18 protein-coding genes are annotated in these 17,946 nt (G+C 52.7%); 10 read left to right on the forward strand and 8 right to left on the reverse strand.

Annotated elements, in window-relative coordinates; genetic code table 11:
• Positions 1–14 precede the first annotated feature (14 nt).
• The 3 genes from nlpI (at position 15) to ACF8OF_RS19225 (ending at position 2,979) form a co-directional block, all read left to right on the forward strand.
• On the forward strand, positions 15–902 hold the full coding sequence (gene nlpI, locus ACF8OF_RS19215; RefSeq protein WP_004234572.1) for a lipoprotein NlpI: 888 nt from the start codon (positions 15–17) through the stop codon (positions 900–902).
• A 117-nt stretch (positions 903–1,019) separates the two neighbouring features.
• Positions 1,020–1,085 carry a hypothetical protein gene (locus ACF8OF_RS19220; protein WP_225875391.1) on the forward strand — a complete coding sequence of 22 codons (66 nt, stop codon included), beginning with the start codon at positions 1,020–1,022 and terminating at the stop codon, positions 1,083–1,085.
• Complete coding sequence (locus ACF8OF_RS19225; RefSeq protein ID WP_262882599.1) at positions 1,075–2,979, forward strand: DEAD/DEAH family ATP-dependent RNA helicase; 1,905 nt, start codon at positions 1,075–1,077, stop codon at positions 2,977–2,979. The genes ACF8OF_RS19220 and ACF8OF_RS19225 overlap by 11 nt, the downstream gene beginning before the upstream one ends.
• Positions 2,980–3,054: 75 nt before the next feature.
• On the opposite strand, the gene btsR is transcribed toward ACF8OF_RS19225, so the two are convergent.
• Both btsR and ACF8OF_RS19235 read right to left on the reverse strand, forming a co-directional pair.
• Positions 3,055–3,768 (reverse strand): two-component system response regulator BtsR, encoded by a 714-nt coding sequence (btsR, locus tag ACF8OF_RS19230; RefSeq protein ID WP_025152380.1) that lies wholly within the window; start codon positions 3,766–3,768, stop codon positions 3,055–3,057.
• A gap of 18 nt (positions 3,769–3,786) precedes the next feature.
• Entirely contained in the window at positions 3,787–5,496 is a 1,710-nt protein-coding gene (locus tag ACF8OF_RS19235) for a sensor histidine kinase (protein WP_262882600.1), read from the reverse strand.
• A 261-nt stretch (positions 5,497–5,757) separates the two neighbouring features.
• On the opposite strand from ACF8OF_RS19235, the gene ACF8OF_RS19240 reads away from it, so the two are divergent.
• The 3 genes from ACF8OF_RS19240 to ACF8OF_RS19250 are packed head-to-tail and all read left to right on the forward strand — an operon-like array spanning position 5,758 to position 9,034.
• Complete coding sequence (locus ACF8OF_RS19240) at positions 5,758–6,729, forward strand: HlyD family secretion protein (RefSeq protein WP_004241398.1); 972 nt, start codon at positions 5,758–5,760, stop codon at positions 6,727–6,729.
• A complete protein-coding gene (locus ACF8OF_RS19245) occupies positions 6,729–7,874 on the forward strand; it encodes an ABC transporter permease (RefSeq protein WP_274371274.1) in 1,146 nt (381 codons plus the stop codon). The genes ACF8OF_RS19240 and ACF8OF_RS19245 overlap by 1 nt, the downstream gene beginning before the upstream one ends.
• Positions 7,871–9,034, forward strand: a complete 1,164-nt coding sequence (locus ACF8OF_RS19250) for an ABC transporter permease (protein ID WP_262859293.1) — start codon at positions 7,871–7,873, stop codon at positions 9,032–9,034. The genes ACF8OF_RS19245 and ACF8OF_RS19250 overlap by 4 nt, the downstream gene beginning before the upstream one ends.
• A 156-nt stretch (positions 9,035–9,190) precedes the next feature.
• On the opposite strand, the gene ACF8OF_RS19255 is transcribed toward ACF8OF_RS19250, so the two are convergent.
• Both ACF8OF_RS19255 and ACF8OF_RS19260 read right to left on the reverse strand, forming a co-directional pair.
• Complete coding sequence (locus ACF8OF_RS19255; RefSeq protein WP_195432500.1) at positions 9,191–10,069, reverse strand: U32 family peptidase; 879 nt, start codon at positions 10,067–10,069, stop codon at positions 9,191–9,193.
• A 14-nt stretch (positions 10,070–10,083) separates the two neighbouring features.
• Positions 10,084–11,079: a peptidase U32 family protein gene (locus ACF8OF_RS19260; protein WP_025152386.1), complete on the reverse strand. Its 996-nt coding sequence runs from the start codon at positions 11,077–11,079 to the stop codon at positions 10,084–10,086.
• Between the two features lie 263 nt (positions 11,080–11,342).
• Here ACF8OF_RS19260 and ACF8OF_RS19265 point away from each other — a divergent pair, with 263 nt between their 5' ends.
• Together ACF8OF_RS19265 and ACF8OF_RS19270 are read left to right on the forward strand one after the other, a co-directional pair.
• Entirely contained in the window at positions 11,343–11,864 is a 522-nt protein-coding gene (locus ACF8OF_RS19265) for an SCP2 domain-containing protein (RefSeq protein ID WP_262859290.1), read from the forward strand.
• Positions 11,858–12,364, forward strand: coding sequence for a GNAT family N-acetyltransferase (locus ACF8OF_RS19270; protein ID WP_262859289.1), 507 nt, complete (start codon positions 11,858–11,860; stop codon positions 12,362–12,364). The genes ACF8OF_RS19265 and ACF8OF_RS19270 overlap by 7 nt, the downstream gene beginning before the upstream one ends.
• Here the strand turns inward: ACF8OF_RS19270 and ACF8OF_RS19275 are convergent.
• Positions 12,343–12,663: a GIY-YIG nuclease family protein gene (locus tag ACF8OF_RS19275; protein WP_392497403.1), complete on the reverse strand. Its 321-nt coding sequence runs from the start codon at positions 12,661–12,663 to the stop codon at positions 12,343–12,345. The two genes, ACF8OF_RS19270 and ACF8OF_RS19275, sit on opposite strands and share 22 nt — an antisense overlap.
• 274 nt (positions 12,664–12,937) lie before the next feature.
• On the opposite strand from ACF8OF_RS19275, the gene ACF8OF_RS19280 reads away from it, so the two are divergent.
• The gene (locus tag ACF8OF_RS19280) at positions 12,938–13,189 is read left to right on the forward strand and encodes a YdgH/BhsA/McbA-like domain containing protein (protein WP_262859288.1); all 252 of its coding nucleotides are present in this window, start codon (positions 12,938–12,940) and stop codon (positions 13,187–13,189) included.
• A 103-nt stretch (positions 13,190–13,292) separates the two neighbouring features.
• Positions 13,293–13,748 carry a YhbP family protein gene (locus ACF8OF_RS19285; protein WP_392497405.1) on the forward strand — a complete coding sequence of 152 codons (456 nt, stop codon included), beginning with the start codon at positions 13,293–13,295 and terminating at the stop codon, positions 13,746–13,748.
• Here the strand turns inward: ACF8OF_RS19285 and nrdG are convergent.
• The 3 genes from nrdG to ACF8OF_RS19300 all read right to left on the reverse strand — a co-directional run bounded on the left by nrdG (position 13,729) and on the right by ACF8OF_RS19300 (position 17,803).
• Positions 13,729–14,196 carry an anaerobic ribonucleoside-triphosphate reductase-activating protein gene (gene nrdG / locus ACF8OF_RS19290; protein ID WP_262859286.1) on the reverse strand — a complete coding sequence of 156 codons (468 nt, stop codon included), beginning with the start codon at positions 14,194–14,196 and terminating at the stop codon, positions 13,729–13,731. The two genes, ACF8OF_RS19285 and nrdG, sit on opposite strands and share 20 nt — an antisense overlap.
• Positions 14,197–14,199: 3 nt before the next feature.
• Positions 14,200–16,386, reverse strand: a complete 2,187-nt coding sequence (nrdD, locus tag ACF8OF_RS19295) for an anaerobic ribonucleoside-triphosphate reductase (protein WP_392497449.1) — start codon at positions 16,384–16,386, stop codon at positions 14,200–14,202.
• A gap of 217 nt (positions 16,387–16,603) precedes the next feature.
• Positions 16,604–17,803 carry an MFS transporter gene (locus ACF8OF_RS19300; protein ID WP_392497408.1) on the reverse strand — a complete coding sequence of 400 codons (1,200 nt, stop codon included), beginning with the start codon at positions 17,801–17,803 and terminating at the stop codon, positions 16,604–16,606.
• Positions 17,804–17,946 lie beyond the last annotated feature (143 nt).

Here is a 17,946-nt window from a genome sequence, read left to right on the forward strand (position 1 = left end):
TTCGGGAGTAGGAAATGAATTTTTTTCTGCGTTGGTGGAGCATTGCAGCTATAATTTTTATCGCAGGATGCAGCAGCGGTAAAAACTGGCACTCCGGGGATTTACTTGCAGTACCCCTGCAGCCATCATTACAGCAGGAAGTGATCCTCGCCCGAATGGAACAAATACTGGCAAGCCGGTCATTAACTGAGGACGAATACGCCCAGCTGCTTTATCAGCGTGGTGTGTTGTATGACAGCCTCGGATTGCGTGCATTGGCACGTAACGATTTTACCGTTGCGTTATCAATGCGTCCGGATATTCCGGAAATATTTAATTACCTGGGCATTTATTTTACGCAGGCAGGCAACTTTGATGCTGCCTATGAAGCGTATGATTCTGTATTAGAGCTTGATCCAACTTATAACTACGCGCGTATGAACCGCGGTATTGCCCTGTATTACGGGGGCCGGTATCCGGTGGCGCGGGATGATTTGCTGGCGTTTTATCAGGATGATCCAAACGATCCGTTCCGCTCGCTGTGGCTTTATCTCGTCGATAAAGAGATAGATCCAAAGAAAGCACTGACCGATTTACGTCAGCGCTATCAGCAGGCGAAAGGCGGACAATGGGGCTGGAATATTGCTGAATTCTATCTCGGCGACATCAGTGAAAAGACACTGCTTGATCGGCTGAAGGAATTCTCAACGGATAACACTTCGCTCGCTGAACATCTCAGTGAAACCTACTTCTATTTAGGTAAATACTACCTGAGTCTGGGGGATACGGACAGCGCTGAAACGCTGTTCAAGCTGACGGTTGCCAACAACGCACACAATTTCGTTGAGCACCGCTACGCATTGTTGGAATTAGCTCTGTTAGGTGATGAAGAACAGGACCTGACGGATTCAGATCCACAATAGCTGACGAACACACTTCAACCCGTTAATTTTTCACCATTGCGAAAGTGATGGGGGGATTTTTGTTCGTTTTATAATTTTATTTGAGCCAGTTCACACTTTTAAATGAAAACAACCGACATGCTTTCCGATGGGTTGTGTAGACTGGCCGCCATTTTGTATGAGGCACCTTTACATGACCACTGAGACTGAAATCTCTTTTGCTGACATTGGTTTATCAGCTGATATTTTGACTGCACTGGACGACCTGGGCTACGAAAAGCCGTCCCCGATCCAGCAACAATGTATTCCGCACCTGCTTGCCGGACGTGATGTCCTCGGTATGGCACAGACAGGTAGTGGTAAAACGGCGGCATTCGGCCTGCCGTTACTGAACAATATTGATCCGAACCTGAGAGCACCACAGATCCTGGTGCTGGCACCGACCCGTGAATTAGCGGTTCAGGTTGCGGAAGCCTGCACTGATTTCTCCAAACATATGCGTAACGTGAATGTGGTCGCCCTGTACGGCGGTCAGCGTTATGACGTCCAGTTACGTGCTCTGCGTCAGGGACCACAAGTGGTTGTCGGGACGCCGGGCCGTCTGCTGGATCACTTAAAACGCGGCACCCTGGATTTATCCAACCTGAAAGGTCTGGTACTGGACGAAGCAGATGAAATGCTGCGCATGGGATTCATCGAAGACGTTGAAACCATCATGAGCCAGATCCCGGCAGAGCACCAGACAGCCCTGTTTTCTGCAACGATGCCGGAAGCTATCCGCCGCATTACCCGTCGTTTCATGAAAGATCCGCAGGAAGTGCGCATCCAGACCAGCATCACCACCCGTCCGGACATCAGCCAGAGCTACTGGACTGCTTACGGCGCACGTAAGAGTGAAGCACTGGTCCGTTTCCTGGAAGCGGAAGATTTTGATGCGGCGATTATCTTCGTCCGTACCAAAAACGCGACTCTGGAAGTGGCTGAAACCCTGGAGCGTAACGGCTACAACAGCGCGGCACTGAACGGTGACATGAACCAGGCACTGCGTGAGCAGACGCTGGAGCGCCTGAAAGACGGTCGTCTGGATATCCTGATTGCAACAGACGTTGCTGCCCGTGGTCTGGACGTTGAGCGTATCAGCCTGGTTGTTAACTACGATATCCCGATGGATGCGGAATCTTACGTTCACCGTATCGGCCGTACCGGTCGTGCGGGTCGTGCCGGCCGTGCTCTGCTGTTCGTTGAAAACCGCGAACGCCGCCTGCTGCGCAACATTGAACGCACCATGAAACTGACCATTCCTGAGGTAGAATTACCGGATGCAGAGATGATCAGCCAGCGCCGCCAGGAAAAATTTGCTGCCACTATCCATGCAGAAATGGAAAGCAGCAACCTGGATCAATATCGTGCACTGCTGAAAAAACTGGTTCCGGCAGACAGCGATGAGTCTGACGCAGATATCGATATGGAAACTCTGGCTGCTGTTCTGCTGAAAATGGCAGAAGGTGAGCGCAAACTGATCCTGCCACCGGATGCACCACGCCGTCCGCGCCGTGAGTTCAACGATCGTGATGATCGCCGCCGCAATGACCGTAACGACCGTTTCGGCGATCGTCCTGAGCGTGGTGATCGTCCGCGCCGTGAACGCCGTGACGTGGGTGATATGGAACTGTACCGCATTGAAGTGGGCCGTACCGATGGTGTTGAAGTCCGTCACATTGTGGGCGCGATTGCTAACGAAGGGGATATCAACAGCCGTTACATCGGTAACATCAAACTGTTTGATACTCACTCAACTATCGAATTACCGAAAGGTATGCCGACGGATCTGTTACAGCACTTCACCCGTACCCGTGTGATGAACAAGCCGATGAACATGACATTAGTCGGTGATGCGAAGCCGTTCAACCGTGAACGCCGCAGCGGCGGTAATGACCGTGGTGGTAACGGCGGCCGCAGTTTCGGTGGTGGTAACCGCCGTGACGGCGAGCGTTCTGAGCGTGGTAACAGCGATCGCCGTCCGCAGGGCGAGCGCCGCAACTTCCGCCGTGAAGACGGAAATTCCGCACCGCGCCGTCGCACCAATAATGACGCATAATTGATTCTCTGAATCATAAAAAGCCCGGCCGGGGATATCCCCGCCGGGCTTTTTTTATGCGCCTGAGAATGGGTATTAAATCAGCCCCAGAGCCTCTTTCAGGGGTTTAAGGTAGCGGCGGCTGACCGGGATGGTTTCATCGTTACTCAGGATCAGTTCCGCCTGACCGTTATCGCCCAGCAGGATTTCCCGCAGGCGGGTCAGATTGACCAGATACTGCCGGTGGCAGCGCAGCAGCGGGGTACGGGTTTCCAGAGTGCGCAGTGTCAGCTCGGTAAATCCTTCCTGGCCGTGTGCGCTCATCACGAACACGCCGCTGATGCGGGAATTGACATACACCACATCCTCAACCGGCATCAGCCAGATACGGTTGTGCCCGCTGCACGGGATATAGCGCAGTTGCTCTGTCTGTTCCGGGATCTCCGCCGGGCGGATCTGCCCCTGGCGCAGCCGGTTCAGGGTTTTGTCCAGGCGCTCTTTCTCGACCGGTTTGAGCAGATAATCAAACGCATCCTCCTCGAAAGCCTGTAAGGCGTACTCTTCAAAGGCGGTGAGAAAGACAATCGCAGGCCGGTGGCCGGGGTCGAGCATACCGACCATCTCCAGCCCGGTGACCCGGGGCATCTGGATATCCAGAAACACCACGTCCGGTTTCAGGCGATGGATTTTACCGATAGCATCAATGGCGTTAGTGCATTCACCCAGGATATGGATGTCAGGATACGCATCGAGCAGTAATCGCAGGTTTTCCCGGGCCAGTGGCTCATCATCAACAATTAAAACATTCATGGTGTCATTATCATTTTTTTAGTTATCAGGCGGTGCTGATGCACCTGCCGGTGAGTCGAAGGGTAAGGTCAGAATGATCGTTGTTTTTATTTCCGGCTCGCAGTGAACACTGAGACCGTATTGTTTACCATAGCGGACTTTGATGCGTTTATCGACCAGTCCCATACCCAGCCCGTCACTCATTCCGGTCGGCTGATACAGTCCGGCGTTATCGGTGATCCGGATGACAAGGGTATTGCCCTCGGCCCGTGCGGTTATGGTAATTTTTCCCTGCTCAAATATCTGTGATGTACCATGTTTTATCGCATTTTCCACAATCGGCTGTAACGAAAAGACCGGCAGACTGGCCTGTTTCAGCGCATCCGGAATGGCGATATCCACACTGAGCTGCTCACGGAAGCGGGCTTTTTCAATCTGTAAGTAAGCATTCACATGCTCAATTTCGGCGGCGAGGGTGGCAATCTCCCCCGGCCGTTTCAGGTTTTTGCGGAAAAAGGTGGAGAGATTCTGCACCAGATGCCGTGCCTGTTCCGCATCGCGGCGGATCACCGCCTGTAAGGTATTGAGGGCATTAAACAGGAAATGCGGATTCACCTGGGCATGCAGCAATTTCACCTCGGTTTCCAGTAGTGACTGCTTACTTCGCTCAAACTGCCCGGCCAGGATTTGTGCCGACAACAGGCTGGCAATCCCTTCTCCCAGTGTGCGGTTAATGGAGCTGAACAGGCGGTTCTTCACTTCATATAGTTTGATGGTACCGACCACCTGCTTATTCTCCCCGGTCAGCGGGATAACCAGCGTAGATCCGAGTTTACAGTGCGGATTGATCGAACAACAGTACGGTGTTTCGTTACCGTCGGCATAGACCACCTCATTATGGGCAATCGCCTGGCGGGAATAGCGGGAAGCAATCGGCGTACCCGGCAGATGGTGATCCGCCCCGACACCGATAAAGGCCAGCAGTTTTTCCGTATCCGTGATAGCCACGGCGGCGACATTCAGCTCATCATACAATACTTGTGCCACCTGGCGGCTGTTGGTCTCATTAAATCCCTGGCGCAGCACACCGTCTGTACTGATTGCCAGTTTCAGTGCCTGGGCGGAAAAGGCGCTGGTGTATTTTTCAAAGATAGCGCGTCTGTCCAGCAGGATGCGGATAAACATGGCGGCACCGATGGTATTGGCGATAATCATCGGCGCGGCAATATCTTTCACCAGGCTCAGGGCTTCATTAAACGGTCGCGCCAGTAACAGAATAATCGCCATCTGCGCCAGTTCGGCAACAAAGGTCACACCGGCGGCTGTCCACGGATTGAACAGTTTGTTGATTTGCCCGCGCTTCATATAGTAGCGGTGTACCAGGCCGCCGATCAGCCCTTCGACAATCGTGGACACCATACAGCTGAACGCCGTCATCCCGCCGAGAGAATAGCGGTGCAGCCCGCCGGTAAAACCGACCAGCAGCCCGACAGACGGCCCGCCGAGCAGACCGCCGAGTACCGAGCCGATAGCCCGCGTGTTGGCGATAGAATCATTGATATTCAGCCCGAAATAGGTGCCCATGACACAGAAAACGGAGAATATCAGATAGCACATCAGCTTGTGCGGCAGGCGGACAGTCACCTGTAAGACCGGCAGTACCAGCGGCGTTTTACTGAGCACCCAGGCGATAACCAGATACACACACATCTGCTGAAGCAGCAGGAAAATCAGATTGTAGTCATACATTTTTCTGTCGGATCACTTGCCGGGGGACGATTATTTGTAACTATCTGAGATTTTATATTAAAAAGAGTTGTACAACAGGTGCGCGGCGCTAAGATTGATAGTATTGTGCTGTGATCTGGCGCACAAATATCTTAACGGTTTCATCAGAAATCAGTAATACTGAAACCTTCCCCTTCTTCATCGTTTTATCCAGAACAATTTCTTTCGGGATGATTCCATTCCGAATAGTTTCACAAATGATAGTTAAGGCCGAAATCAATAATGAAAAAAAGAACAATCTATCTGATCCTGCTGATGCTGGTCTTAATTGCGATGGCTGCACTTTTTCGTGCCCACAACCAGTATCTTTTATTGCAGGGTGAAGTCGATGCACCGGAGGTCATTGTTTCCTCGAAAGCCAAAGGGCGTGTTGTTGAACGCCTGATTGAGCGCGGTGACGACGTTAAACAAGGACAGGCGCTGATTCGTCTGACCAGCCCTGAACTGGAAGCGCAGGTCGCCTCGCTGGTGGCTGCCCGCGACCAGGCACAGGCACAATTAACCGAATCTCTGAACGGTACCCGTGAAGAGAGCGTACGTAACTATGCGGCGCAGCTGGCGAAGTCTCAGGCTGAGCTGGCGAATGCACAACGTGATTTTCAGCGCATGAGCAGCATGGCCGGAAAAGGCTATGTATCAAAAACCGAGCTTGATCAGTCCCGCCGCGCCCGTGATGTGGCGCAGCAGGGCGTACTGGCCGCCAAAGCACAACTCGACCAGGCGAAAAACGGTGACCGCACCGAGCAGCGCCAGCGTTACGAAGCGGCATTGCGTCAGGCAGAACAGAAACTGGCGGAATTAAAAGTCCAGCAGGATGAACTGACCGTGACCGCACCGGTGACCGGTGAAATCGGGCCGATTCCGGCTGAAATCGGTGAACTGTTTAATGCAGGCAGCCCGCTGGTGACGATTATCCGTCTGCCGGAAGCGTATTTTGTCTATAACCTGCGTGAGGACATTCTCGCGGATGTGAAAAAAGGTGACAAAATCACCCTGACGGTACCGGCACTGAAAAATCAGGAAATTGAGGCTGAAGTCCGCTATATCGCACCTATGGGGGATTACGCCACCAAACGCGCCACCCGCGCCACCGGGGATTTTGATCTGAAGACCTTTGAGGTTCGTCTCTATCCGGCACAGCCGGTCGACGGATTAAGACCCGGCATGAGTGCGTTATGGCGCCGGGATAAGTAATGAGATTTCCGGCAATATGGCGCGGTTTCCGCAACGCATTCTCACAGGAAACCCGGATGGCGGTGCGCAGTCCGGTGTTTCACTGGCTGAGCTGGCTGTTTCCGCTGATGTTGTTTGCACTGGTCAGTGCCAACTTCTCGGAAGGCACATTACTGGACTTACCGGTTTCCGCCATTGATTATGACCACAGCCCGCTCTCACGCACCCTGGTGCGTAACCTGAACGCGGCATCACATGCCAGTATCACGCCGCAGGATGATAAAGATGTCGCGCTTGAGCGCATGGGGAGTGCGCAAGATTACGCCATTCTGGTGATCCCGCCGCGTTTTGAAAGTGATGTGCTGTCCGGTAAGCAACCGACAACCCGGATGTTTTTTAATGCCCTGTTTTATGCTTCCGGCAGCTACGCCACTCAGGACTTCAGCGGACTGATTGCCGAACTGAACGGCCAGTACCGGTCTGTTCTCGCTTCTGAAATGGGGAAAAACGTCCCGAAACTGGCACAGGTGACGATGTCCTATGACACCCTGTTTAACGCCAGCGGCAGTTATATTTATTATCAGCAGTTTGCCGCCACGATCCATATGCTTCAGTTATTTGTGGTGACCTGCACCATTTACACCATGTCACGCAGCACCATGCTGCACTCCATTAAACCGCTGTTCAGTGGTGTACTGGGCAAACTGGCACCTTATACGCTGTTTTTCACGGCACTGCTGATGATCGAACTCGCTGTCCTGGTTACCGTGTTTGAGGCGAAAGTGACCGGGAATCCGGTTTATATGCTGATGGTCGGTTTCTTTTATGTGATGGCTGCTCAGAGCATCGGTCTGCTCCTCTACACATTCACCCGTGATCCGATGATGGCGTACAGTATGATCGGGATGCTGGTGAGTATGGCAATGGCCTTTTCCGGGATGACCGTGCCGGAGTTGTCGATGATTCTGCCGGCACGGATTATCGCGAATATCGAGCCGCTGACACATGCGCTGAACGCCATGTTTGATATTTTCCTGCGGGAAGTCTCGTTACAGCATATCCTGTATGTCTGCGCGTTATTGTTGCTCTATCCGGTGGGAGCCACTTTCCTGATCCGTAACCGCCTGCCGAAACGGCTGGCATTGCAGAAAGGAGGCGCGGTATGAAACTCTATTTCCAGACCTTCCTGAAAGTACTGCTCGGTATGCTGGAAAAACCGATGTGGATGCTGCTGATTATCTCGCTGTGTGTCATGAGCCTGGTCTATGTGCATCCGGTCCTGTGGGATTTACCGGTTGCGGTGGTGGATCAGGATAATACGGTGGCCAGCCGTTCTCTGGTGCGGGAGCTGGATGCCACCGCAAAAGTCGAACTGCACAGTTATGACAACCTGGCCACGGCCCGGCAGGATATGATCATGCGTGATCTGTTTGCGATCATCATTGTTCCGCAGGATTTTGAGCGCAATCTTCTGCAGGGCAAAAATATCACGGTACCGGTCTTTGGTGACGGCACCAACCGTATCGCCAGCGGGCAGATTCAGCAGGAACTGAGTAAGGCATATCAGCAGATCCTCGCGGATTACAACACCAAGATCCTGACAGCCAATGGCTATACACCGGAACAGGCATCAATACTGATCGCCCCGATTCAGTCGGAAACGGTCGGTATGTATAATCCCGGTGTCAGTTTTGCCGCCATTGCGCTGCCGGGACTGCTGGTGATGCTGTTGCAGCACACGCTGCTGATAGCCTGTGTCCGTGTCAGTATCGCGGTGCGCAGCACACCGAAAGGGAAACCGCCGCTGGCGGTCTATCTGGGGGCGCTGAGTGCGCTGTTGCCTATCTGGCTGTTTCTCTCGACGGTCTTCTTTGCGCTGTGGCCGTGGGTGCTGGGATACCGTCAGGAAGCGCCGATGTATGAATTATGGCTGCTGACATTCCCGTTCCTGCTGGGGGTTCTGGGGCTGGGAAAACTGGTTACCGAATGCCTGCGCAGTGTGGAGATGATTTACCTGACGCTGGCGTTTGTGACCACACCGGTCTTTTATATGTCAGGCACTATCTGGCCGTTACAGGCCATGCCGGACTGGGTGCGGTTTATTGCTTCCGCGCTGCCGTCCACCTGGGCGACCAAAGCGATTGCCGGTATCAACCAGATGGATTTACCGTTCAGCAGTGTGCAGAACGATATTATTATGATGCTGGTGCTCGGGATTATTTATACGCTGCTCGGCGTCTTTATCGGTATGTTACGTGACGGGGAATTACGGCGTATCACACATTCCCTGCGCCGGATGTTCCGGCGGAAAAACAAAGCCCGTTAAATAAAATCCCGTTCTCACGGTTTCCGGGAGAACAGAGGATCAGGGCAGGCAACGTGAGGCATAACAGCCGGTCAAAACGGGCGCGCACATATCGCGCCCGTTCTGTTATTCCGTTCCGGCGCCCGGCTATATTTCCATGCAGGCACCGGACGGCCGTTATTCCACCAGTTCCAGCCCCGCCACTTTACGCCAGTAACCGTTGCAGTTTTGTGCCTGTGCCAGATCCAGCGGCTGTGCGCCGGTTTCATTCTGACGGAAATGGTCAATGACGGCCAGATCATCCGGCGCATCCGGGGAAATGCGCACAATATCTACCAGTCCCTGCATGGAACGCAGATCATTACCGAGGTTATAGCAGTAACCGCTCTGGGTCTGGATCCCGTTAAGGACAAAGACCTGCTGATTTTCCTGTGAGAGGACTTTGCGCCCCTGAGGATAGCTGATACAGCAGGTTTCGCAGTCATCTTTGGCGCGGTTTTCCGAACGGGCGGTGAAGCAGCGGGCGGAGTAGGCCAGCGGCAGGTGGCCGTAGCTCATCACTTCCACTTCAAATTTGTCGCGGATCCCCAACTCTTCACATTGCTTCAGCAGGTTCACCAGCCAGTCACGGGACAGCTCCACCGGCATACACCAGCGTGTCATCCCCTGTTTTTGCAGGATTTTCAGCGCCGGGGCGTTATAGCAGTTCAGGCCGTGTCCGGCGACAAACGGCAGCCCGCGCTCGTGCAGCATATTAATCACACCGAAATCATGCGCTTCGATCATAAATTCGCCGTTATCCACCAGTTTGGCGATCTCTTTCAGCTCAGACGGCGCCTGTAACAGCGCCAGCGTCGAGATAACCACCTGTTTGCCGCTTCCGGCAACGGTTTTAGCGAGATTTATCCAGTCATCCGGTTTCATTTCCCGGCGCTTGCTGCACACGGTTTCGCCGAGGTAGATAATATCCGCACTGCTTTGCATTGCCTGCTGATAAAACTGTTCCAGTGTCGCTTTCGGCCAGTAATAGAGGACTGAACCTAATGAAAATTGCATCGTTTTTCTCTCCGTTACTGCCATTTGCGGTGATAGGCACCGAGTGTGGTCTGGCGTCCTTCTGACATACCACCGAGGGTCTGCATCCACGCGGCATCCGGCGCATAGTTGTCCGGATCGGCTTTGCAGCGGTCGATGGCCTGACGCCATACTTTCGCCACATCAGTCACATAGGCCGGGCTGCGCTGGCGGCCTTCAATTTTCACTGACGCGATATTGGCTGCCATCAGTTCCGGCAGCAGTTCCAGGGTGTTAAGGCTGGTCGGTTCTTCCAGGGCATGGTAAGGCTTGCTGTCCACGCAGTAACGGCCTTTGCAGAGGGTCGGGTAACCGGCATTCTCATCTGCACCGTAGCGGTCAATCAGCACATCATTCAGGCGTGATTCCAGCCCCTGCGCGGTCTCCTGCCAGCGGACAAACCGTGCCGGAGAGCAGGCACCGACGGTATTCGGGGATTCCCCGGTCAGATAGGAGGAGAGGTAGCAGCGGCCTTCCGCCATAATGCACAGGCTGCCGAAAGCAAAGACTTCCAGCGGCACCGGGCTGGTGCGTGCCAGCTGTTTTACCTGATGGATTGAGAGTACACGCGGCAGCACGATACGGTGCACATCAAAGTTGCGCTGATAGAAACGGATCGCTTCGGTATTAGTGGCCGATGCCTGTACAGAGACATGACGTTCAATGTGCGGATAACGCTCCGCGGCATATTCCAGCATGGCGATATCCGCGAGGATCAGGGCATCTGCCCCCAGTTGTGCTGCCATATCCACCGCCCGCTGCCAGCGGCTGAAACCGTCCGGATGGGCAAAGGTGTTAATTGCAATATGCAGGTGACGCCGGTGGCGGTGAACATAATCCACCGCCTCGGTCAGTTTCTTTTCAGTAAAATTCAGACCGGCGAAGTGACGGGCATTAGTATCATCTTTCAGGCCGATATAAACCGCATCCGCGCCGTTATCAATAGCGGCTTTCAGTGCGGGTAAATTACCGGCAGGACACAATAGTTCCATGGTGAGACTCTCAGACTGAATAATAAAAATGATCGGAAATTGTAAATGGCAGGCTAAAAAAGGTATTGACCTGAGGCAGGTTAGGGAACATTTACCGCAAAAAATCACCCGGTTTGCGGATATAAAAGCGGGATGTTCTCTGCGGCAGGAAGAAAATCGGGTATATAATAGAAACAATGACACGAAAAATTGACCGGAATCCTGAGTTATTTCCGCAGATTCTGGCACAATGACGCAGTAATTCAGATTAAGGAGTCAGTACGGTGTTTGCCAAAATTCGTTCCTCGCTCGTACACAACGGGCCGGCGTTATTGCGGTTTCCGCTGAAATTAACGCCGTTTACCCTGCAAAAACAGGTTCTTCAGCAGGTTCTGGCGCGTCAGTTTGAAGAGGCGCTGACAGAAGGTGATCTCGATTTTCTGGAAAATAAATGGCTGAAAGTGGAAGTCCGTGACCTGGCGCTTCACTGGTATATCAGTAACCGTGACGGCCGTCTGGTGGTCAGTGCGGATGAACAGGAAGACGTCAGTTTCAGCGGTAATGCCAATGATCTGGTGCTGATCGCTGCCCGCAAGGAGGACCCGGATACTCTGTTCTTTCAGCGCCGTCTGCGCATTGAGGGGGACACCGAGCTGGGTCTGTATGTCAAAAACCTGATGGACTCGATTGACCTCGATGGTATGCCGCCGCTGCTGCGCAGTGCATTAATGCAGCTGGCTGACTTTATTCAGGCCGGTCTGGCGGAGGATGGGGCTAAATCACCGGCAGTGGTGACCTCATGCTGATCCGTACAGAAATTCCGGTTGATGCCGCCGGTATCGATGCACTGTTGCGCAGCGCATTCGGACGTGATAATGAAGCCGACCTCCTGCATTCGCTGCGGGAAGACGGGCTGCTGACTTTAGGTGTGGTTGCCACTGATGATGAGGGGCTGGTGGTCGGTTATGCCGGTTTCACCCCCGTGGATGTGGAAGGCGAGGATTGCCAGTGGGTCGGCCTGGCACCGCTGGCAGTGGCTGAGGCTTACCGTGGTCAGGGCATTGCGAAGCAGATGGTTTATGAGGGGCTGGACAGCCTCAATGAGTTCGGTTACGGCGCGGTTGTGGTGCTGGGCGATCCCGCGATCTACGGTAAGTGGGGGTTTAAACCGGCAGCAGAGTTTGATCTGCACTGCAAATGGCCGGATACCGCACCGTATTTCCTGATCTATCCGCTGGAAAATGATGCTGCAGATCGTTATCACGGGCTGGTGAATTTCTCACATCATTTTGACAGCTGTGAATAATCGCCGCCATTAAGGTATGCCGTCAAATCGGAGGGCTGGTCACTGACCAGCCTTTCTTTTTTCTTCTTTGTCAGCTGCTTGACCCGGTACTCTTCTTTTGACGCGATTGAGCGATCCGCCAGAGCCACCTGATACACGACATGCAGCCCGCTCTTTCCCCGCAGGTATTTTGCTCCCTTTCCGGACTGATGTGTCGCCACACGTTGTGCGACATCACGGGTGATCCCTGTGTAAAGATATCCGGATTCTGTCCTGATTATGTAAAGAAACCACGTGTTTATGTCTGTATTGTTGTTCATTTTTGTGTAATCGTGCGTTTTATTATTTATATGAAAGGCGAATATTTTGGTGGTTTTCGTTGCGGAATAGTCACGCAAGTAACTAATTAATCAGTGGTATTCACCATGGTAATTCTTTTCACGGATTTATTAAAACCCACATCATCAATTTTATTGAATAACTACAGCAGAAATAGCTAATTTTCTTTTTCGCCGGAGGAGCATAATATGACTCACATCACAGAGAGAGACAAAAACGTCTCATGATATTACATTTATTCTAAGGAATCATATTATGAAAATCTCAACAGTAATCCCTGCAATTTTAGCTTTAAGTGCCGTTTCATTTGGTTCAATGGCTGCTACCGAAGTACAACATAGCACACAAGCACCTGTCGGTGTTGTCTCTGTCAGCGATGTTGATACCCTGGCTGACGTGACTGCTGCTTTATCCAAAAAAGCTGATGAAGCTGGCGCAAGTTCTTTCCGTATCATCTCCGCAGGTGGTGAAAACCTGATGGGTGGTACTGCAGAGCTCTATAAATAATTCCTGAGATTTGCCATACAATACAGCCCGTCTGACGGGACTGTCTGAACCAGCACCGGATGATATACTCTATCAGCCGGTGTGGTTTTATTGGGGGTACTGTATGGAATTACCGCACGATTCAATCCTGTCTTATCTGAAGAAAAATCATGTCTTTACGCTGTGTGCCACTGCCGGTGATGATCTGTGGTGCGCCTCCTGCTTTTATATCGCAGATCCGGAAACGATGATGCTTTATTTCCTGACTGAACCGCATACACGGCACGGTACCCTGATGCAGCAGAATCCGCTGGTGGCGGGAACCATTTCCGCACAGACGGTGACTGTGGCAAAAATCTGCGGTATCCAGTTCAGAGGCGAGGTGACAACGTTGTCAGCGGAAGAGGAAAAACAGGCAAGAGCCCGTTACTGCCGCCGTTTTCCGGTGGCTGTTGCCGCAAAAACCCCGCTGTGGGGGCTGCGGCTGAATGAAATCAAGATGGTGAATAATACGCTGGGGTTCGGCAAGAAACTGCACTGGTCGCGGTTCAGCGCGGGTGTCAGCGCAGATAGTGAATAACCTGGTTACTGCTGCCGCGCCAGATCAGCATCGGGTCATGCAGATCCTGCACAAATTTCCCGTCGACTAACACATTGATATGCTCAATGACTTCCCGCTGGGCATCATTCAGTTCATCCAGTTTATACCCTGTCCACATCCAGATATCTTTTTCCGGCGGGCACTCGCGGCGGATGCGCTGCACCAGTGCCAGGATCACCGGCACATTGTGCGGATGCAGCGGATCACCGCCGGACAGTGTGATCCCCTGACGTTTTACGCGGGTATCACAGAGGTCGGCGATAATTGTGTCTTCCAGTTCACGGGTGTACGGCACACCGGAATCCGTGCGCCAGGTGCTCTGGTTATAGCAGCCGCGGCACTGATGCACACAGCCGGAAACAAACAGGGTGCAGCGTGTACCCGGCCCGTTGACCACGTCAACGGGGTAATACTGATGATAGTTCACAACTCAGCCTAATTGTCCGTTATTCAGGTGTTTAACGCGGCGTTTCACTTCTTCCTGTTTCCCTGCGTTAAACGGACGTGCATCCGGGCTGCCGAGGTAACCGCACACACGGCGGATCACAGAAACGCGGGCGGCATCATGATTGCCGCATTTCGGGCAGACAAAGCCTTTGCTGGTGCAGTTAAACTCACCGGCAAATCCGCATTCATAACACTCATCAATCGGCGTGTTGGTGCCGTAGTACGGAACACGGTCGTAGCTGTAATCCCAGACATCTTCCAGTGCTTTCAGGTTGTGCTGAAGATTCGGGTATTCGCCGTAACAGATGAAACCGCCGTTCGCCAGCGGCGGGTACGGTGCTTCAAAGTCCAGTTTGTCGTACGGATTGACCTTTTTCTCCACATCGAGATGGAAGCTGTTGGTGTAGTAACCTTTGTCTGTCACCCCCGGGATAATCCCGAACTCAGCGGTATCCAGGCGGCAGAAGCGATCGCACAGGTTTTCACTCGGTGTGCTGTAGAGGCTGAAACCGTAGCCGGTTTCGGCTTTCCATTCGTCCGTTGCACGGCGCAGGCGTTCCACGATGGCGATACCCAGGGCGCGGCGCTGTTCGTCGTCATACATGTGCGTTTCAGTGCCGGTCAGAGCATTGATGGTTTCATGGATGCCGATGTAACCCAGTGAAATTGAGGCGCGGCCGTTTTTAAAGATTTCGGTGACGGAATCATCCGCTTTCAGACGCACGCCGCAGGCACCTTCCATATACAGGATTGGCGCAACACGGGCTTTGACATTTTCCAGCCGGGCGATACGGGTCATCAGGGCTTTTTTAGCAAGCGCGAGACGCTCATCCAGCAGTGACCAGAAATCCGCTTCACTGCCCTGTGATTCAATGGCAATACGCGGCAGGTTCAGACTGATAACCCCGAGGTTGTTGCGCCCGTCGTGGATCATTTCACCGTTCTCTTCATAGACACCGAGGAAGCTGCGGCAGCCCATCGGGGTTTTAAAGGAACCGGTCACTTTCACCACCTGGTCGTAGTTCAGGATATCCGGGTACATCCGTTTGCTGGCGCACTCTAATGCGAGCTGTTTGATGTCGTAGTTCGGATCGCCGTACTGGTGGTTCAGGCCTTTTTTAATAGCGAAAACCAATTTCGGGAATACCGCTGTTTTGTGATTTTTACCCAGACCGGCGATACGGTTACGTAAAATCGCCTGCTGGATCATGCGGGATTCTTTTGATGTGCCCAGCCCGAAGCCGAAGGTGACAAACGGTGTCTGCCCGTTGGCGGTGTGCAGTGTGTTGACTTCGTATTCCAGTGACTGGAAAGCGTCATAGCACTCTTTCTCTGTGCGGGCGTTGGCATAGCCTTTCGCATCCGGGATCTGCCACTCTTTTGCGGTTTTCAGATGTTTGTTATAGCTGGCGGTGACAAATGGCGCGAGAATTTCGTCGATACGGTTAATGGTGGTGCCGCCGTAAATATGGCTGGCCACCTGGGCAATAATTTGTGCTGTTACCGCCGTTGCGGTAGAGATGGACTTAGGCTGTTCTATCTCGGCGTTACCCATTTTAAAGCCATGAGTCAGCATGCCTTTTAAATCGATCAGCATGCAGTTAAACATCGGGAAGAACGGGGCGTAGTCCAGATCGTGATAGTGAATTTCGCCGCGTTCGTGCGAAATAACAACATCACGCGGTAAAATGTGCTGTTTTGCGTAGTGTTTGGCAACGATACCTGCCAGCAGGTCACGCTGTGTCGGGATCACCTTGCTGTCTTTATTCGCATTCTCGTTGAGAATGGACATATCACTCTGTTCAACCAGTCCGCGGATCTCGTTATTCAGGCGGCCGCGCAGTTCACGCGCCACGTCACGGTCATGACGGTATTCGATGTAAGTTCTGGCTAACGCTTTGTAATCACCGGACATTAGCTGGTTTTCAACGGCGTCCTGGATCTCACCGATATCCACCTTTTTCCGGTCACCCAGCAGGGCGGCTACCCGTGCGGCAACCTGAGAGCAGTAGTCATCATCATTAACGCGTGCGGCCCTGGCGGCTCTTTTAATGGCATCCCGGATGCGTGATTCATCAAAATTTACCTGACATCCATCACGCTTAATCACGATAGTGTGCACTTTGCTTCTCTCCGGCAGTTTGGTTATCCACAGGGCAAAACCTGTCATCATGCGGGTTGATGGTGTTGTGGATAACACTGTGAATAAATACTATATCTAGTGGGCTTTGTATTATATAGCACTAGATATAGATTTCCTCCGGAATAAGGCGATAGAAATTGATGTAAGTCAAAGAATTCTGGCGACATCAGGCAAACCGCACACTCCGGTTAAGTGTAAAAATGTGCGGTTTGATTGCTGAAAATTATAGTAAAAGTTATTTCTGTCACTTATCAGTGCTGTTTTTATCCTCTTTGAAGACGAAAACATAACCGATGCAGGCGGTGAGCAGTACGCAAATCCCCGCAGCGATAGCCAGCAGGAACCCGGTATCAATGCCGTAAGTATCAATGATCATACCGACACCGGCAGAGCCGAGGGCCACACCGACCGCCAGCCCGGTAATAAGCCAGGTAAAGCCTTCTGTCAGCATATTAGGCGGTGCTTCACGCTCGACAAAACCGATAGCGAGGATCATGGTCGGTGAGAAGAAGAAACCGGCGACAAACATGGTCAGCCCCAGACCGGTCAGGTTTGTGACCAGCAGCAGCGGCAGGGTGGTCAGCAGTGTGGCGGCGGCAGTGAAGACAAACTGCTTTGTGTAGCTGAACGGCAGCCGGATAGCACCGAAGATAAACCCGGCGATACAGGAACCGGCGGCATACACCGACAGAACGTAGCTGGCACCCTCCGGATACCCCTGTGCATTGGCGAAAGCAACAGCCAGTACATCCACCGTCCCGACAATCACCCCGAGCGCAAGCAGCACCACCATCAGCAACTGAATCGCAGGCAGACGCAACACGGTGCCTTTTGCCAGCCCGTCACGTTTGTGTACCGGCGGTTCAGTCCGTTTCTGACAGACCACCAGCGCGGTACCGATGATCAGAAAAATAATTGCCGCCAGCGGACCGGCCTGCGGGAACAGTGCGATACAGAGCGTGACTGACAGCGGCGGCCCGATAATAAAGCTGATTTCATCCAGCACTGACTCAAAGGAGTAGGCAGTCTGTAAACGCGGGTCACCTTTATAGATATGTGTCCAGCGGGCGCGGATCATGGCAGGCATGCTCGGGATCGCCCCGACAAACACCGCTGACAGCCAGATTGCCCAGTCAGGGGCATCATAAACCGTACATAACAGCAGGGCAGCAGTCGCGGGAACACTGATCACCAGCGTTTTCGGCAGGATACGGCTCTGTCCGTAGCGATCCACCAGCCGCGCGATGAGCGGGGCGCAGAAGGCCGCCGAAAAGGTATAAACAGCCGCAGTTACCCCGGCCATAAAGAAAGAATCACGCAATTGGGCAATCATGGTAATGATCCCAATCCCCATCATGGAGACGGTCATCCGCGCGATAAATCCCGCACCTGAAAAAGCCCTGGTGCCGGGATGCTGAAAGATGACGCGATAAGAGCTGAACATAACAACCTCACAGATATCCGGTATATTACAGACGGATATAATTTTTAACTGCCGGAGATAGCCGGCTGTAATGCAATTAACATACATTGCGTATGTGAATCTATTGACATACGCAATGTATGTCAATAAAAAAGTGCTATAAT

It is taken from the genome of Morganella sp. TYF_1 (genome assembly GCF_043105645.1).
GTDB classification, from domain to species: Bacteria; Pseudomonadota; Gammaproteobacteria; order Enterobacterales; family Enterobacteriaceae; genus Morganella; species Morganella morganii_B.

Bases quoted from the DNA above. Each gene is read 5' to 3' on its own strand.
- nlpI (WP_004234572.1), top strand. From the start codon at position 15: ATGAATTTTTTTCTGCGTTGGTGGAGCATTGCAGCTATAATTTTTATC.
- ACF8OF_RS19225 (WP_262882599.1), top strand. From the start codon at position 1,075: ATGACCACTGAGACTGAAATCTCTTTTGCTGACATTGGTTTATCAGCT.
- btsR (WP_025152380.1), bottom strand. From the start codon at position 3,768: ATGAATGTTTTAATTGTTGATGATGAGCCACTGGCCCGGGAAAACCTG.
- ACF8OF_RS19235 (WP_262882600.1), bottom strand. From the start codon at position 5,496: ATGTATGACTACAATCTGATTTTCCTGCTGCTTCAGCAGATGTGTGTG.
- ACF8OF_RS19240 (WP_004241398.1), top strand. From the start codon at position 5,758: ATGAAAAAAAGAACAATCTATCTGATCCTGCTGATGCTGGTCTTAATT.
- ACF8OF_RS19245 (WP_274371274.1), top strand. From the start codon at position 6,729: ATGAGATTTCCGGCAATATGGCGCGGTTTCCGCAACGCATTCTCACAG.
- ACF8OF_RS19250 (WP_262859293.1), top strand. From the start codon at position 7,871: ATGAAACTCTATTTCCAGACCTTCCTGAAAGTACTGCTCGGTATGCTG.
- ACF8OF_RS19255 (WP_195432500.1), bottom strand. From the start codon at position 10,069: ATGCAATTTTCATTAGGTTCAGTCCTCTATTACTGGCCGAAAGCGACA.
- ACF8OF_RS19260 (WP_025152386.1), bottom strand. From the start codon at position 11,079: ATGGAACTATTGTGTCCTGCCGGTAATTTACCCGCACTGAAAGCCGCT.
- ACF8OF_RS19270 (WP_262859289.1), top strand. From the start codon at position 11,858: ATGCTGATCCGTACAGAAATTCCGGTTGATGCCGCCGGTATCGATGCA.
- ACF8OF_RS19275 (WP_392497403.1), bottom strand. From the start codon at position 12,663: ATGAACAACAATACAGACATAAACACGTGGTTTCTTTACATAATCAGG.
- ACF8OF_RS19280 (WP_262859288.1), top strand. From the start codon at position 12,938: ATGAAAATCTCAACAGTAATCCCTGCAATTTTAGCTTTAAGTGCCGTT.
- ACF8OF_RS19285 (WP_392497405.1), top strand. From the start codon at position 13,293: ATGGAATTACCGCACGATTCAATCCTGTCTTATCTGAAGAAAAATCAT.
- nrdD (WP_392497449.1), bottom strand. From the start codon at position 16,386: ATGACAGGTTTTGCCCTGTGGATAACCAAACTGCCGGAGAGAAGCAAA.
- ACF8OF_RS19300 (WP_392497408.1), bottom strand. From the start codon at position 17,803: ATGTTCAGCTCTTATCGCGTCATCTTTCAGCATCCCGGCACCAGGGCT.